General features: G+C 44.8%; 9 protein-coding genes, 1 tRNA gene and 1 riboswitch. Of the genes, 6 read left to right on the top strand and 4 right to left on the bottom strand.

The window, feature by feature from the left end; all coding sequences use genetic code 11:
- Positions 1 to 49: 49 nt before the first annotated feature.
- On the bottom strand, positions 50 to 592 hold the full coding sequence (locus KIV41_RS20365; RefSeq protein WP_010450507.1) for a single-stranded DNA-binding protein: 543 nt from the start codon (positions 590 to 592) through the stop codon (positions 50 to 52).
- Positions 593 to 869: 277 nt separating this feature from the next.
- On the opposite strand from KIV41_RS20365, the gene KIV41_RS20360 reads away from it, so the two are divergent.
- The 4 genes from KIV41_RS20360 (at position 870) to KIV41_RS20345 (ending at position 7296) form a co-directional block, all read left to right on the top strand.
- Positions 870 to 1514 carry a LuxR C-terminal-related transcriptional regulator gene (locus KIV41_RS20360; protein WP_285337579.1) on the top strand — a complete coding sequence of 215 codons (645 nt, stop codon included), beginning with the start codon at positions 870 to 872 and terminating at the stop codon, positions 1512 to 1514.
- A gap of 99 nt (positions 1515 to 1613) precedes the next feature.
- The gene (gene galU / locus KIV41_RS20355) at positions 1614 to 2486 is read left to right on the top strand and encodes a UTP--glucose-1-phosphate uridylyltransferase GalU (protein WP_045391526.1); all 873 of its coding nucleotides are present in this window, start codon (positions 1614 to 1616) and stop codon (positions 2484 to 2486) included.
- 138 nt (positions 2487 to 2624) lie between these two features.
- Positions 2625 to 5447: an excinuclease ABC subunit UvrA gene (gene uvrA / locus KIV41_RS20350; protein WP_252041225.1), complete on the top strand. Its 2823-nt coding sequence runs from the start codon at positions 2625 to 2627 to the stop codon at positions 5445 to 5447.
- Between the two features lie 64 nt (positions 5448 to 5511).
- Entirely contained in the window at positions 5512 to 7296 is a 1785-nt protein-coding gene (locus KIV41_RS20345) for a PglL family O-oligosaccharyltransferase (protein WP_252041226.1), read from the top strand.
- Between the two features lie 57 nt (positions 7297 to 7353).
- Here KIV41_RS20345 and KIV41_RS20340 read toward each other — a convergent pair whose 3' ends face one another.
- Positions 7354 to 8475 (bottom strand): alanine--glyoxylate aminotransferase family protein, encoded by a 1122-nt coding sequence (locus KIV41_RS20340; protein ID WP_045394756.1) that lies wholly within the window; start codon positions 8473 to 8475, stop codon positions 7354 to 7356.
- A 223-nt stretch (positions 8476 to 8698) separates the two neighbouring features.
- A riboswitch (Lysine riboswitch) is annotated at positions 8699 to 8877 on the top strand.
- Positions 8878 to 9000: 123 nt separating this feature from the next.
- On the opposite strand from KIV41_RS20340, the gene lysC reads away from it, so the two are divergent.
- Positions 9001 to 10353, top strand: coding sequence for a lysine-sensitive aspartokinase 3 (gene lysC / locus KIV41_RS20335; protein ID WP_285337578.1), 1353 nt, complete (start codon positions 9001 to 9003; stop codon positions 10351 to 10353).
- A gap of 67 nt (positions 10354 to 10420) precedes the next feature.
- On the opposite strand, the gene metH is transcribed toward lysC, so the two are convergent.
- Positions 10421 to 14101 (bottom strand): methionine synthase, encoded by a 3681-nt coding sequence (gene metH / locus KIV41_RS20330; RefSeq protein WP_285337577.1) that lies wholly within the window; start codon positions 14099 to 14101, stop codon positions 10421 to 10423.
- A gap of 191 nt (positions 14102 to 14292) precedes the next feature.
- Here metH and KIV41_RS20325 point away from each other — a divergent pair, with 191 nt between their 5' ends.
- Positions 14293 to 15615: a sodium:proton antiporter gene (locus KIV41_RS20325; RefSeq protein ID WP_252041230.1), complete on the top strand. Its 1323-nt coding sequence runs from the start codon at positions 14293 to 14295 to the stop codon at positions 15613 to 15615.
- A 608-nt stretch (positions 15616 to 16223) separates the two neighbouring features.
- Here KIV41_RS20325 and KIV41_RS20320 read toward each other — a convergent pair.
- Positions 16224 to 16300, bottom strand: a tRNA-Asp gene (locus KIV41_RS20320).
- Positions 16301 to 16406: the final 106 nt, after the last annotated feature.

The raw sequence follows: 16406 nt of genomic DNA, 5'->3' as shown, positions 1-16406 counted from the left end.
AAGCAATAAAAAAGCCGCGATATTCGCGGCTCTTTACTAGACGTATTGCTTAGAACGGAATATCGTCATCAAAATCCATAGGCGGCTCATTGTACTGCTGCTGTGGTTGCTGCGGAGCCTGTTGTTGAGGTTGCTGCTGTGGAGCATTGTACTGCTGCTGAGCAGGTTGCTGAGGTTGACCCCAACCACCTTGTTGTTGCTGCTGTTGCTGACCACCACCCATCGGTGCGCCACCTTGAGCACGGCCGCCAAGCATTTGCATAACGCCGTTGAATCCTTGAACAACAACTTCTGTCGTGTAGCGGTCTTGACCATTTTGGTCTTGCCATTTACGTGTTTGAAGTTGACCTTCAACGTAAACCTGAGAGCCTTTGCGCAGGTACTCACCAGCTACTTCAGCCAATTTCCCAAACAAAGCCACACGATGCCACTCTGTTTTTTCACGCTGTTCACCAGTCGCTTTGTCACGCCATGACTCTGAAGTTGCAATCGTGATGTTTGCTACCGCACCACCGTTAGGCATGTAACGAATTTCAGGGTCGTTACCAAGATTCCCCACCAAAATAACTTTGTTAATTCCACGGCTGGCCATGATGTGCTCCGTTTCACTCTGGATGTATTAAAAATTAAGCGCATTAGAATAACACGCTTTGCTGACTTGATTAAAGCCCAATTAGATTGTCAGTCATTCACCAAATATCTGGAACTAAAATCTCTTTTCTTGATTAAGGAGTAGCAAATGTGAATCACATTACATCATTCGTTTCTTTAGGCTTTGAAACTAAACGCAATTCTCTTCAAAGCCACTAGTTCATTTGCAGATTTGATGTCACCGTTATTCCAATCACATTAACTGGAGTAACCTGCTCATGAGAAAATCTGCTTATGCGAGAAAACTCTTTCTTATCAGCTTAAAACAAGATGAAAGTTCTCAGCTAACACAGCTGAAGAAATATGCTGATATGGATATTCCTCTCATTGGTATTGATGACCTTATGGAAGCCAACCCTAAGCACCGCAATAAGATCTTACTCATTGATTTTGAAGAACACAAAGACTTGATTCTTTCGATTAAGAATCTTCCATTAGTATGGAAGAACTTTGAAACAATCATATTTAACGTCCCAAAACGCCTAACAACGGACGAGTTACTCTCGTTCGGCCAGCTAAAAGGACTGTTCTATAAAGAAGATAGTGCTGAAAATATCGCAGACGGATTCAAAGAAATCATAAACGGCCAAAACTGGTTGCCTAGGAATGTCACGAGCCAACTTTTGCACTACTATCGCAATGTCGTCAGCTCCCATACCACTCCAGCAACCGTTGACCTCACCATTCGCGAGTTACAAGTTTTACGCTGTTTGCAAGCAGGAGCCTCCAATTGCCAGATGGCAGAAGAGTTATTTGTCAGTGAATTCACAATAAAGTCGCACCTATACCAAATTTTTAAAAAGTTATCCGTCAAAAATCGGGTTCAAGCGATAGCATGGGCAGATCAGAATTTGCTGTCATAAATCCCTGTTTTCGTACTTTATTCATAATAATTACACATCGAGCATGGTAAAGTACTCCAATATCTACAGGCTAGATAATCGAATAACAAAGGATCATATATGATAAAAAAATGCTTGTTCCCAGCAGCGGGTTATGGGACCCGCTTTCTTCCCGCAACTAAGTCTATGCCAAAAGAAATGATGCCTGTCGTGAACAAGCCACTGATTGAATACGGTGTAGAAGAGGCGATCCAAGCGGGTATGAACGGCATGTGTATTGTAACAGGTCGTGGCAAGCACTCTATCATGGACCACTTTGATAAAAACTACGAACTGGAACATCAGATCAGTGGAACCAACAAAGAAGAGCTATTGGTTGATATCCGTGAAATCATTGATTCAGCTAACTTTACCTACATCCGCCAACGTGAAATGAAAGGTTTAGGCCATGCAATCCTAACAGGCCGCGAACTAGTTGGAGACAACCCATTTGCAGTAGTTCTAGCTGATGATCTTTGTGTAAACGAAAAAGAAGGCGTTTTAGCTCAAATGGTCGCACTGTTTAAGCAATTCCGTTGCTCAATCGTTGCTGTTCAAGAGGTTCCCGAAGAAGAAACTCACAAATACGGTGTTATCTCTGGTGAGATGATTAAAGACGATATCTATCGCGTAAACGACATGGTAGAAAAGCCAGAGCAAGGTACAGCGCCAAGCAACCTAGCAATCATCGGTCGCTATATCCTGACTCCAGATATTTTCGAACTGATTGAAAATACTGAACCTGGTAAAGGTGGCGAGATCCAAATCACTGATGCATTGCTTAAGCAAGCGAAAGCAGGTTGTGTATTGGCGTACAAATTTAAAGGTCAACGTTTCGACTGTGGTAGCGTAGAAGGTTACATCGAAGCCACAAACTACTGCTTCGAAAACCTGTACCTAAAAGACGAAAAGAAGTCTGAGCTAGGTAAACACGCAACGAAGAAAGAAGTATAAACAGCTCAAACTTACTGATTCTAAAGCCCAGCAAAAATGCTGGGCTTTCTTTTACTGTTTTTTTGTCCAGTATTTTCTTTGCACATTTCTCACACTATGTAATACTTGCGTCACTTGGTTATACATAGAGCAAAAACGATGGATAAAATAGAAGTTCGTGGTGCCCGCACCCATAACCTCAAAGACATCAACCTCACTATCCCCCGTGATAAACTGATTGTCATTACTGGTTTGAGCGGTTCTGGTAAATCCTCTCTCGCATTCGATACTTTATACGCTGAAGGTCAGAGACGTTACGTAGAGTCGCTATCAGCTTACGCACGCCAATTTTTGTCTCTCATGGAAAAACCGGATGTTGACCACATCGAGGGTTTGTCTCCTGCGATCTCGATTGAGCAGAAATCAACATCACACAACCCACGCTCTACCGTTGGTACCATTACTGAGGTGTACGACTACCTACGTCTGCTTTACGCACGCGTTGGTGAACCTCGTTGTCCAACACACCACACACCTCTAGCAGCACAAACCGTCAGCCAAATGGTCGATAAAGTTTTAGAGTTGCCAGAAGGCAGCAAAATGATGCTACTTGCTCCTATCGTGAAAGAGCGTAAAGGTGAGCATGTTAAAACGCTAGAGAACCTAGCAGCTCAAGGTTTCATCCGCGCACGTATCGATGGTGAAACTTGTGATCTTTCTGATCCACCACCGCTAGAACTGCATAAGAAACACACTATTGAAGTCGTTGTGGACCGCTTTAAAGTTCGCCCAGATTTGCAGCAACGTTTGGCTGAATCATTCGAAACCACACTAGAGCTGTCTGGTGGTATTGCAGTTGTTGCTCCAATGGACGGCGACGGCGAAGAGGTGATCTTCTCAGCTAACTTTGCTTGCCCTATTTGTGGCTACAGCATGCAAGAACTTGAACCTCGTTTGTTCTCGTTCAACAACCCTGCTGGCGCGTGTGGTACTTGTGATGGTTTGGGTGTGCAGCAGTATTTTGATCCAAGCCGAGTCATTCAAGATGAAACGCTTAGCTTGGCGCAAGGGGCAATTCGTGGCTGGGATCAAAAGAACTATTACTACTTTCAAATGCTGACAGCGCTGGCGGATCATTACGGCTTCGATCTTCACGCACCGTTTAATTCTCTACCAAAGAAAACCCAAGACATCATTCTTAAAGGATCGGGGCGTACTGAAGTTGAGTTCAAGTACATTAACGATCGTGGTGACATTCGCGTTAAGCGCCATCCTTTTGAAGGGATCCTGAATACACTTGAACGCCGTTACCGCGATACCGAATCTAATTCGGTACGTGAAGAGCTTGCGAAATACATCTCTACGAAGTCTTGCTCTAGCTGTGGCGGTACTCGTCTGCGCCTAGAAGCTCGTAACGTCTTTATTGCCGATACGACACTACCGGAGATTGTAGAACTCAGCATCGCCGACGCATTGGAATTCTTCCATTCTTTGAAGCTAGAAGGTCAACGTGCCCAAATCGCTGAAAAAGTGATGAAAGAGATCAACGATCGCCTGCAATTCTTGGTTAACGTAGGATTAAACTACCTCAACTTATCACGCAGCGCAGAAACCCTATCGGGTGGTGAAGCTCAACGTATTCGTTTAGCGAGCCAAATTGGTGCTGGTTTAGTGGGTGTCATGTACGTTCTAGATGAACCATCGATTGGTCTCCACCAGCGTGATAACGAACGCCTATTGAAAACCCTGACCCACCTAAGAGATTTGGGTAACACAGTGTTAGTGGTTGAGCACGATGAAGATGCGATTCGTTGTGCTGATCACGTGATCGATATCGGTCCAGGTGCAGGTGTACACGGTGGTAACGTGGTCGCTGAAGGTACGATGGACGAGATCATCGCCAATCCAAACTCACTGACTGGTCAGTACCTCAGTGGCGCGAAAGAGATTGCAGTACCAAAAGAACGTACGCCACGCGATCCGAAGAAAACCGTTGAACTACTTGGCGCGACAGGTAACAACTTAAAGAATGTTGACCTTTCCGTTCCTGTTGGCTTGTTCAGTTGTATTACCGGTGTATCCGGCTCAGGTAAATCAACGCTGATTAACGATACCTTCTTTAAGATTGCTCATACCCAGTTGAATGGTGCAACAACAGCGCACCCTTCACCATATAAAGCAATCAAAGGGTTAGAGCACTTCGATAAAGTTATCGACATTGACCAAAGCCCTATCGGTCGTACACCACGTTCAAACCCAGCCACTTACACTGGAATCTTTACTCCGATCCGTGAACTGTTTGCGGGCACGCAAGAGTCGCGATCTCGTGGTTACAAACCGGGGCGCTTTAGCTTTAACGTACGCGGTGGTCGCTGTGAAGCCTGTCAGGGTGATGGCGTAATCAAAGTAGAAATGCACTTCCTACCTGACGTCTACGTTTCTTGTGATGTATGTAAAGGTAAACGCTACAACCGCGAAACACTTGAAGTACGTTACAAAGGCAAGACCATTGATGAAGTACTGGAAATGACGGTAGAAGATGCGCGTACTTTCTTCGACCCAGTACCAGCGATTGCTCGTAAGCTGCAAACTCTGATGGATGTTGGACTGTCTTACATTCGCTTAGGTCAAGCAGCAACTACGCTGTCAGGCGGTGAAGCTCAGCGTGTGAAACTGGCTCGAGAGCTGTCTAAGCGTGACACAGGCAAAACCTTATACATTTTGGATGAACCGACAACCGGTCTGCACTTCCACGATATCCAGCAGCTACTAACTGTACTGCACCGTCTGCGAGACCACGGAAATACTGTTGTCGTCATCGAACATAACCTCGATGTTATTAAGACGGCAGACTGGATTATCGACTTAGGTCCCGAAGGAGGACAGGGTGGTGGTGAGATCATCGCACAAGGAACGCCTGAAGATGTGTCTCAGATCGAAGGTTCACACACCGCTCGCTTCCTTAAGCCTATGTTGAAGTAAAAAAAACAGGTAAAGTAAAAGACCAGCCTTCGCTGGTCTTTTTTAATAGTAATGGCGTAATTTCATGGCAACAATACATGTAAGTGGCACAAAACTTTCTCCAAATAGAGTGAAAGCGCCTCTAAATCGCAAGTTTCTTATTTCTCTCACTGTTGTTTTTCTACTTGCGATGCATATATTTATGCCAAACCCTGGCGGATCAGGGCTTGCCCTCTCTTTTAACGCCACAACTTGGATTGGTTTGAGTATCAGCCTTGGAATAGGCTTATATCATTTAGCAACAAATAGAGAAGTAAGATACTCAAAATTAACCATTGGCCTGCTATTTAGCGGTGTGATCATTTCCATACCTGTGCTTTTCCCCAATGCGAATATTGAACACTCTGCCAATCAGCTTATCGGTCTATGGACTGGGTTGATATTGTTCGTTTTGCTACAACAATTTAAATTCAGCAACAAGCACAAGCAGAGACTCTTGTGGTTCGTCGTACTCGCGGTGATCATTGAGTCACTGTTTGGTTTCATCCAGTTTGTAGTATTGCAACCCGGTAATATCTTTGGATATGACACAGTTGCCAATAGACCATATGGTATTTTCCAACAACCAAATGTAATGGCTAGCTTCCTAGTAACAGGGTTAGCGATTGCAGGTTACCTTTTAGCAAGACAACCTTATAAGTATGAACGTAAGCTCAGTGATATTATTATTTTGTACTTAGTCCCTATTTTGACTATACCGTTAGTTATCGTACTCGCATCTAGAACAGGGTGGCTGAGTTGCATTTTTGTTTTGCTCTTGCTAATTCCATATCTATTCCGTTTTACCACTAAAAAACGACTAGTTTGCTGGCTATTTTCAATCCTGATTGGCCTTATGATTGGCACCACATTAGCCATCGTTAAAAATGAGAGTAGTAACAGCCTCAGTCAAAAAGCAACAGCTTCCGATGACATAAGAAGTACGCTCTATAAACAAGGGCTGGATATGCTGATCGAGAAGCCGTTTACTGGCTATGGTTACGGTAACTTTGAATCCTCATACATTCTGTATACAGCTAGACAGCATGCATTAAATGAAAACTACCCTAGCGGTTTACCAGCTTTGGATCACCCACATAATGAGTTGCTATATTGGGGGGTAGAAGGGGGATTGCTGCCAATTATTGGCATTACACTGGCTGCTGGCTTGGTGCTTTTTCGTATTTACCATGCAAAAAGGGGAACTCGCCTGGCTATTCTTGCTTTGTTTATCCCTATTTTGATGCACTCACAGCTAGAGTATCCGTTTTATCATTCCTTCATCCATTGGATAATCTTTGTTATTTTACTTTATTGGGTTGATCAGAGAGTCTCTCGATATAGAAAAGTTCATTTTAGTAAAGTTACAAAAAGCCTGCTGAGAGTCTGTAGTATAGTTATACCCGCTGCTATCAGCTTTTATATGTTAAGTGCGCTGCATACCAACTATGTATTAACCAAGTTTGAAACCACTCGCCCGACCAATCCGGATATCTTAAATCAGGTGACGAACCCCGTGGTTTGGAAAGATCGTTTCGATTGGGATGTATACAGCACTTTCTTAAACATCGGTTTATACAAGCAAGATCCAACCTTGATTCAGCCTTACATTGATTGGTCTTTGGAAATCATTAAAGACAAGCCACGCCCAGCGTTTTACAACAACTTGATACTGGCATATCAAGGGTTGGATGACACAAGCAAGGCAGAACAAATTCGTGCAGAGGCACAGTTCCTGTTCCCTAAAATTGATTTCAGTGGCGTCAACTATCAGCCACCTTCTCAAGCCATCTCTGCTTCACCAACACCGGCTTCCGGTGCTGAGCAATAAATGCAAAAAAAGCGAAGGAATGACCTTCGCTTTTCTTTAGCTCATGACTGAGGCGGTTTATTCAGTCAGAGACTCTTCTAACGCTCGCAAACACAAAGCAATATTTTCAGGTCGAGCACCATAGCCCATAAGTCCAATTCGCCATGCTTTACCCGCCAATGCACCAAGACCTGCACCAATCTCTAGGTTGTAGGTTTCAAGTAAGTGATTCCGCACTTTTGCTTCATCAATTCCTTCCGGGACATAAATCGCATTAAGCTGTGGTAGACGATGTTCTTCTTCTACCACGAATTCAAAACCTAGTTTTTGCAGACCCGCTTTAAGCTTCTCATGCATTAACTGGTGACGCGCCCATGCATTTTCTAAGCCTTCATTTTTAAGGATAAGTAGAGCTTCATGCAGAGCATACAAACTGTTCACCGGCGCTGTGTGGTGATAACTGCGCTTGCCTTCTCCGCTCCAGTAACCCAGCACTAAGCTTTGATCCAAGAACCAGCTTTGAACCGGTGTCGTCCTGGATTGAATCTTCTCAATAGCAGCTGGAGAAAGGGTGACTGGTGATAAGCCTGGAACACACGACAAACATTTTTGGCTGCCCGAATACACAGCATCTAACTGCCACTCATCAACTTTAAGGGGCACACCACCAAGTGAGGTTACAGCATCGACAATCGATAGCAAACCGTATTGCTTCGCGAGTAGACCCAGAGCTTGGGCGTCACTTACCGCGCCCGTCGATGTTTCTGCATGAACAAAAGCAAGAATCTTAGCATCAGGGTGCTGCTTTAACGCTTCTTCAACTTTATCGACCGATACGGGCGTTCCCCACTCATCATCGACGACAACCGCTTCCCCACCAGCACGAACCACGTTTTCACGCATACGCTCACCGAAAACACCATTGCGGCAGACGATGACTTTGTCGCCCTTTTCAATCAAGTTGACAAAGCACGTTTCCATGCCTGCACTGCCCGGCGCAGAGACTGCAATGGTAAATTCATTTTCCGTTTGGAAAGCGTATTTAAGCAGTTGTTTTAGCTCGTCCATCATGGCAATGAAAAGTGGGTCTAGGTGACCAACCGTTGGACGGCTAAGCGCTTGTAAAACTTGAGGTGAAATATCAGATGGACCAGGTCCCATTAAAATACGATGTGGGGGAATAAAGCTTTGGATCGGCATGTCAGCTCCTTGATTGCAGTCATTCATCCTGAGCGTTATAAAAGTTCTATGTAAAATGCTGGCTCAGGCATCGGAGTTTTCACCCTAATAGATTTTTCCTCTATCGGCAATTAGCCCTAAGTATAGAGGTCAAACCACTGTCACAAATTCGTTAATAAAAACTTTCATAATGGTTGAGATATTGGTTGACAATGTGACAGCAAAACCGTTCAATGTTTAAGCTTTATGCAGAAGAGGAGCACTGCCCAGGCAGGTGATTTGTGGAGCCGCAATTCCAATACCAATCACTCAGGGGGAGTAGTGCCGAGGTAAGTCAAAGTTGCAGGATTTGACTTGTCGGTTGACTTGGGTTGAGTCCCATCAACTGTCATCAGCGCCGTATGATGAAGAGCTTCTGAGGGTAAATTTTCAAATTACATTCTAACTACCTCTCTATTTGCTCTGTTCCTTTCCTCACCAAACATTGGATGTATTGGGCAACCAATTAATTGTTGTTATTTTTTCAGGAAGTCGTGGGAGAACGCAGTGAGCGCATTTAACGTAGCAAAATTCGGTGGAACCAGTGTTGCCAACTTTGAGGCAATGAGCCGTTGCTCCACTATCATAGAAAACAACCCAAATACTCGTCTTGTCGTCAGCAGCGCTTGCTCAGGAGTCACTAACTTATTGGTCGAACTGGCAAATGGTGTTCAAGACCAAGAACATCGTGCGGAAGTACTTCAGAAACTAGCAGGCATCCACGAATCGATTCTGTCGCAACTTGAGGACGCAACCGAAGCTGCGGCAGAGGTTTATTCGATTCTTGATACCGTCACCAGTTTGGCAGAGGCCGCTTCAATCCAAGCAAGCACTAAACTGACCGATCATTTAGTCGCTTGTGGAGAATTAATGTCGACTCATATCCTTGCGCAACTAATGCGAGAGCGTGGTGTGAACGCAGTTCGTTTTGATATTCGCGACGTGCTAAAAACCGATGGAAACTTTGGTCGAGCTGAACCTAATGTCGAGTCCATTTCACAATTAGCACAAGAAAAGTTAGTCCCACTTTGCCAAGAATACGTGGTTATCACCCAAGGTTTTATTGGTTCAGATGAAGAAGGTAATACCACTACGCTTGGCCGTGGCGGCAGTGACTACAGTGCAGCACTCATTGCAGAAGGTGTGAAAGCAGCAGGTCTAGAGATTTGGACTGACGTTCCGGGCATCTACACCACTGATCCACGTATCGCCTCAAAAGCAGCGCCAATCCCAGAGATTAGCTTTAGCGAAGCATCAGAGATGGCAAACTTTGGCGCAAAAATCCTGCACCCTTCAACATTGGTTCCAGCTCTTCGTCACAACATTCCGGTATTTGTTGGGTCATCTAAAGAGCCAGAAAAAGGCGGTACATGGATTCGCCACCAAGTAGAGAGCTCACCTTTATTCCGAGCACTTGCTCTGCGCTGCAACCAAACCATGGTGACATTACGCAGTGCTAACATGTTCCACGCGTACGGCTTCTTAGCGAAAGTATTTGAGATCCTAGCGAAGCACAAAATCTCTGTTGATCTGATCACCACATCTGAAATCAGTGTGTCACTCACTCTTGATCAAACAGACACATCTGGCGGCGCTCCTCAATTGCCACAAGCCGCGCGTGAAGAGCTTGAAGAGCTATGTAAGGTAGAGGTGGAACACGACCTATGTCTCGTCGCTCTGATTGGTAATAACATGAGTGAAAGCAAAGGCTACGCTAAACAAGTATTTGGCACGCTAGAAGACTTCAACCTACGTATGATCTGTTACGGAGCAAGCCCACATAACTTGTGCTTCCTTGTTCACGAGTCCGTATCTCGCCAAGCGATCCAAAAACTGCACACCGAGTTGTTTGAGCAATAAGACACTTTGATTCACTAACAAACAAGGGCTGCACATAGCAGCCCTTTTTAGTTTCGATATGGTTTGGTTAACCGTTAATGTTGGGACCTAACCATTTTTCCGCTTCGATCCTATCCCAGCCTTTGCGATCAGCATAGCTTTGCAACTGATCCTCTTGGATTTGAGCGATCGCAAAGTAACGAGAGTCAGGGTGCGAGAAGTACCAACCCGATACGGATGCTCCTGGGTACATCGCATAGCTCGATGTCAGTGACATTCCAATGTTTTCTTCAACATTCATAAGCTCCCAAAGCGGTCCTTTCTCAGTATGCTCTGGACATGCTGGATAGCCAGGAGCAGGACGAATACCTTGGTATTTCTCACGAATCAGTTCTTCATTCGACAGAGCTTCATCCGCAGCGTAACCCCAAATCTCTTTACGCACACGCTCATGTAGATACTCAGCAAATGCCTCCGCCAGACGGTCCGCTACCGCTTGAATCATGATGGCATTGTAATCATCACCCTGTGCTTTGTATTCGTCAGCAAGTTCACGCTCACCGATACCACCAGTTACTGCAAAAGCACCAACCCAATCGCGCTTACCAGATTCTTTCGGTGCAACATAATCAGACAGACAGTAGTTGAAGCCTTTCGGTTTCTCCGTTTGCTGACGCAAATTGTGCAGCACTTTCGCCACTTCAGTTCGCGACTCGTCGGTGTAAACTTCAATATCATCACCCACGCTTGCAGCAGGGAACAAGCCACACATACCGCGCGCTTTGAGTAAGCCTTCACGCTCAACACGATCCAATAACTCATTAGCGTCTTTGTACAGGCGCTGCGCCTCTTCACCCACTTCTTCATGGTCAAAGATTGTTGGGTACTTACCGACCAGTGACCAAGTCATAAAGAAAGGTGTCCAGTCGATGTACTTACGCAAAGTAGACACTTCAAAGTCATCAAAAATATGGATGCCCGGCTTTACAGGTGCAGGAGGCGTATACTTATCCCAATCAATCGCGACTTTGTTCGCTCGTGCTTCTTCTAAAGTAACAGGCTTAGTGCGCGGCTTCTTACGATTGTGCTGATCACGCACGCGCTCATAGTCCGCATCCAGTTTTTCAACAAAGCCAGGACGAAGCTCGTCTGATAACAGTGATGTACATACACCAACTGCACGAGAAGCGTTATTGACGTATACCACTGGGTGTTTGTAGTTCTGCTCAATCTTAACCGCCGTATGCGCTTTGGATGTTGTTGCACCACCAATCAGAAGCGGAAGATCGAAATCAAGACGCTCCATTTCTTTGGCGACATGGACCATTTCATCGAGAGACGGAGTAATCAAACCAGAAAGACCAATGATGTCGACGTTTTCTTCTTTGGCTACCTTGAGGATCTTCTCACATGGCACCATTACGCCAAGATCGATGATCTCATAGTTGTTACATTGTAGAACCACGCCAACAATGTTTTTACCGATATCGTGAACGTCACCTTTTACCGTAGCCAACAAAATCTTACCGTTGGAAGAACCGGCTTCCTTCTCTTTATTAATGAAAGGCTCTAAGTGCGCTACCGCCTGCTTCATAACACGCGCTGATTTCACTACCTGCGGAAGGAACATCTTACCTTCACCAAATAAGTCACCAACCACGTTCATGCCGTCCATCAATGGACCTTCAATGACTTCAAGTGGCTTAGAGGCATTAAGGCGAGCTTCTTCGGTATCTTCAACGATGAACTCAGTAATGCCTTTAACCAGCGCATGCTCTAGACGTTTTTCTACCGCCCAAGTACGCCACTCTAGTGCAGAAGCATCTTCTTCTTTGCCGACCCCCTTGCCGGCGTATTCTGCCGCGATATCAAGTAGTCGCTCGGTCGAATCATCACGGCGGTTAAGAACCACATCTTCTACTGCTTCACGTAACTTATCAGGAACGTTATCGTAAATTTCTAACTGACCCGCGTTCACGATGCCCATGTCCATACCGTTTTTAAAACAGTGGTATAGGAACACCGCATGAATCGCTTCACGAACGTAGTTATTACCGCGGAATGAGAAGGAAACGTTAGACACACCACCAGAGATCATCGCGTGAGGTAAGTCGCGCTTGATGTCTGCAACCGCTTCGATGAAATCCACGGCGTAGTTGTTGTGCTCTTCGATACCCGTCGCAACTGCAAAGATGTTCGGGTCAAAGATGATGTCTTCTGGTGGGAAGCCGACTTCATCAACCAAGATACGGTAAGCGTTAGTACAGATTTCTAGCTTACGTTCACGTGTTTCTGCCTGACCAACTTCGTCAAACGCCATAACGATAACTGCGGCACCGTATCGACGAATCAGTTTTGCTTGCTCAACAAACTTCTCTTTACCTTCTTTCAAAGAGATGGAGTTTACGATGCCCTTGCCCTGAATACACTTCAGACCCGCCTCGATAACCTCCCATTTAGAAGAGTCGACCATGATAGGCACTTTGGAGATCTCAGGCTCAGATGCGCATAGGTTTAGGAAGCGAACCATACAGGCTTCTGCATCCAACATGCCTTCATCCATGTTGATGTCGATGATCTGAGCGCCGTTCTCAACTTGTTGTCGGGCGACCTCTAACGCTTCATCATAGAGTTCTTCTTTGATCAGACGTTTAAATCGAGCAGAACCAGTTACGTTAGTACGCTCACCCACGTTGATAAACAACGTCTCTTTTTCAATCGTAAGAGGCTCAAGACCGGATAAACGACATGCAACCGTAAGCTCAGGCAAATCACGAGGTTTCACACCTTCAACTGCCATTGCCATATGGCGAATATGCTCTGGCGTGGTACCACAACAACCACCAATTAGGTTGAGGAAACCGCTCTCTGCCCACTCTTTAACGTGTTCCGCCATATCTTCTGGCGAAAGGTCATACTCGCCAAAAGCGTTCGGTAGACCCGCGTTTGGGTGAGTAGAAACAAAAGATTCAGAAATACGAGAAAGCTCTTCTACGTACGGGCGCAGTTCGTCAGGACCAAGCGCACAGTTCAAACCAAATGAAATCGGGTTAACATGACGAAGAGAGTTATAGAAGGCTTCCGTAGTTTGACCTGAGAGGGTGCGTCCAGAAGCATCGGTAATGGTACCAGAGATCATAACTGGCAACTCGATACCTAGTTCTTCGAAGACGCTATCAACCGCGAAGGCACAAGCTTTAGCATTAAGTGTATCGAAGATAGTCTCGATCAGAACAAGATCAGAGCCACCTTTTATCAGCGCTCGAGTTGATTCTGAATAAGCTTCAACAAGCTCATCGAAGCTGACGTTACGATAGCCCGGATCGTTTACATCAGGGGAGATAGAACAAGTACGGTTTGTTGGACCAAGCACACCCGCAACATAACGTGGGCGCTCTGGCGTTTTTGCCGTCCACTCATCAGCGGCTTCACGCGCAAGCTTTGCAGCGGCAAAGTTGATTTCCTCACTCAGGCTTTCCATCTCATAGTCAGCCATCGCAATCGTCGTCGCGTTAAAGGTGTTGGTCTCAAGAATGTCAGCGCCAGCTTCTAAGTAAGCGCTGTGAATTTCCTTAATCAATTGAGGCTGAGTGAGCACCAACACATCGTTGTTGCCTTTTAGATCACAATGCCAATCCGCAAAGCGCTCTCCTCGATAGTCTTGCTCTTCAAGTTTATATCCCTGAATCATGGTGCCCATACCACCATCGATCAGCAAGATACGTTGCTTTAATTGAGCTTCAATCTGTTGTCTTACATTACTTCCCACAGTACAGCCTCATTCCTTTAGTTATCTCTCCATCCTATCACACAAATTAAAGGAGTCTAGACGTCTAAAATACGAATTGCTGATTATTTTGTCTCCATTCTTGCTTACCGTAATATCACGAAAAAATGTTTGCTATTTGCTCAACATCGTCCGAAAATTCCATTCATAAATTGTTACAAATAGAGAGCTCTATGTCGGTTTACCATACCTTATGCTTCTTATCTGCTGCAGCAATGATTATTGCCTTTGTAAACAGCAAGATAGGAAAAATGCAAACTACCATCGCTATTACCGCCGGTTCAATGGTACTTTCTCTCCTTATTTTGATAGCAGGTCAAAATGACTGGTTTCATCTCACAGAGATAGCTACTGAGACTGTTACGAAAATCAACTTCGAAGACTTTTTACTCAAGGGGATATTGGGGTTCCTCCTCTTTGCAGGAGGCTTGGGGATTAAGCTACCAAATCTCAAAGATCAAAAATGGGAGATTACGGTTCTTGCCTTGGGTGCAACGCTCTTCTCGACCTTTTTCATAGGTTTTGTTCTCTATGGCTTTTGCAGCCTGATCGGTATCCAATTTGATCTGATTTATTGTTTATTGTTTGGCGCACTTATTTCACCTACTGACCCAATCGCCGTGCTCGCGATTGTTAAGAAACTTGATGCTCCAAGACGAATTTCAACTCAAATTGAAGGGGAATCACTATTCAACGATGGCTTTGGCCTCGTCATATTTGTAACTCTATTTACTATTGCTTTTGGAACGGAAGCTCCTACCGTAGGAAGTGTAACTCTTCTATTTATCCAAGAAGCCATTGGAGGAATCGTCTACGGCTTTGCGCTAGGACTACTATTCCACTACTTGATCAGTGCAACTGATGATCATTCAATGGAGCTATTGTTGACCATTGGCATCCCAACTGCTGGATACGCTTTTGCAGAGTACCTACATGTATCAGGTCCACTTGCGATGGTTGTATCGGGCATCATGATTGGTAACTGGACTCGCTTTATTGGTTTTTCTAAAGAGAGTGAAGATCACCTAGACCACTTCTGGGAACTTGTCGATGAATTCTTAAATGGAGTGTTATTCCTACTAATAGGTATGTCAATGCTGCTATTTGAGTTCCATAAAGAAGACTGGATCATGATGGCGATATCCGTACCATTAGTACTTGCAGCTCGATACCTAAGTGTATTTATCTCCTATATCGGATTTAAGCGATACCGAAAATATAATCCTTGGTCTATCAAGATTCTTACTTGGGGAGGCTTAAGGGGTGGATTGGCACTCGCAATGGCATTGTCTATACCATCTGGTTTTTGGGTGATTCCGGACAAGCTAATTGATGTAAAAGAGATCATATTAGTTATGACCTACTCGGTTGTTGTATTCTCTATTCTCGTCCAAGGTTCGACAATCACGCCTATGATAGAGAAAGCAAAGGCGGCAGAGCGACTACTTGAAGAAGAATCGAATAAAACAAAAGATTCTGAAATATCTAAAGAGTGACCACTTGTCCCATCAGATTTTATGGCAGCCAATAGGCTGCCTTTTTTATGTCTACATAAGAAAAACCTATGCTTAATTCGATTTATTACATATGAGCTTTAAACACCACTTGAAAATATCAAGTTGAGCCAAAAACGTGCAGTAGCGGTTAATTAGAATCAATAAGATTAATACAAGAGTATCTACTTTTATTACAAGTTATCAAAGACATCGTACATTACCTATCGAAGGTAGCGATTCAAAGCTAAGCTGATGAAGTGAAGGAAGCGGCTAGATTTACACAAATAGCCTCACTAACTAAGTCTGCCCAGTTGATGAGAAGCTTTACGTGTACAGGGATAACTTCGAGAGACAACTTAAGGCTTTGCCTAAATAAGTGGCAGACGACCGAGATTGCGGTTAACGGGCAAAACTTTTGCAGGACTCATCTCCTCGCTTTGCTTTAAAACGAAGAAAGCCAGTTCGAAGACTGACTTTTTAGATAAATGGTGGAGAACTTGGCTTCCACTCAATTAGACCGCACACAAAAGGGGCTCGTTGGTCGAAGACCAAGTTTGTGCATATACGAAAAAGCCCCAGCATTTCTGCTAGGGCTTCATCTGAATAAATGGCGGAGCGGACGGGACTCGAACCCGCGACCCCCGGCGTGACAGGCCGGTATTCTAACCAACTGAACTACCGCTCCGCATTGGTCAGACTTTGAAGTCTAAATAAGAACCTGGCGATGTTCTACTCTCACATGGGGAAGCCCCACACTACCATCGACGCTACTTCGTTTCACTTCTGAGTTC

This window comes from Vibrio sp. D401a, assembly GCF_030248515.1.
Lineage (GTDB): Bacteria > Pseudomonadota > Gammaproteobacteria > Enterobacterales > Vibrionaceae > Vibrio > Vibrio rotiferianus.
The sequence above is the reverse complement of the archived record's forward strand: the minus strand, read 5'-3'. Positions and strand labels throughout refer to the sequence as shown.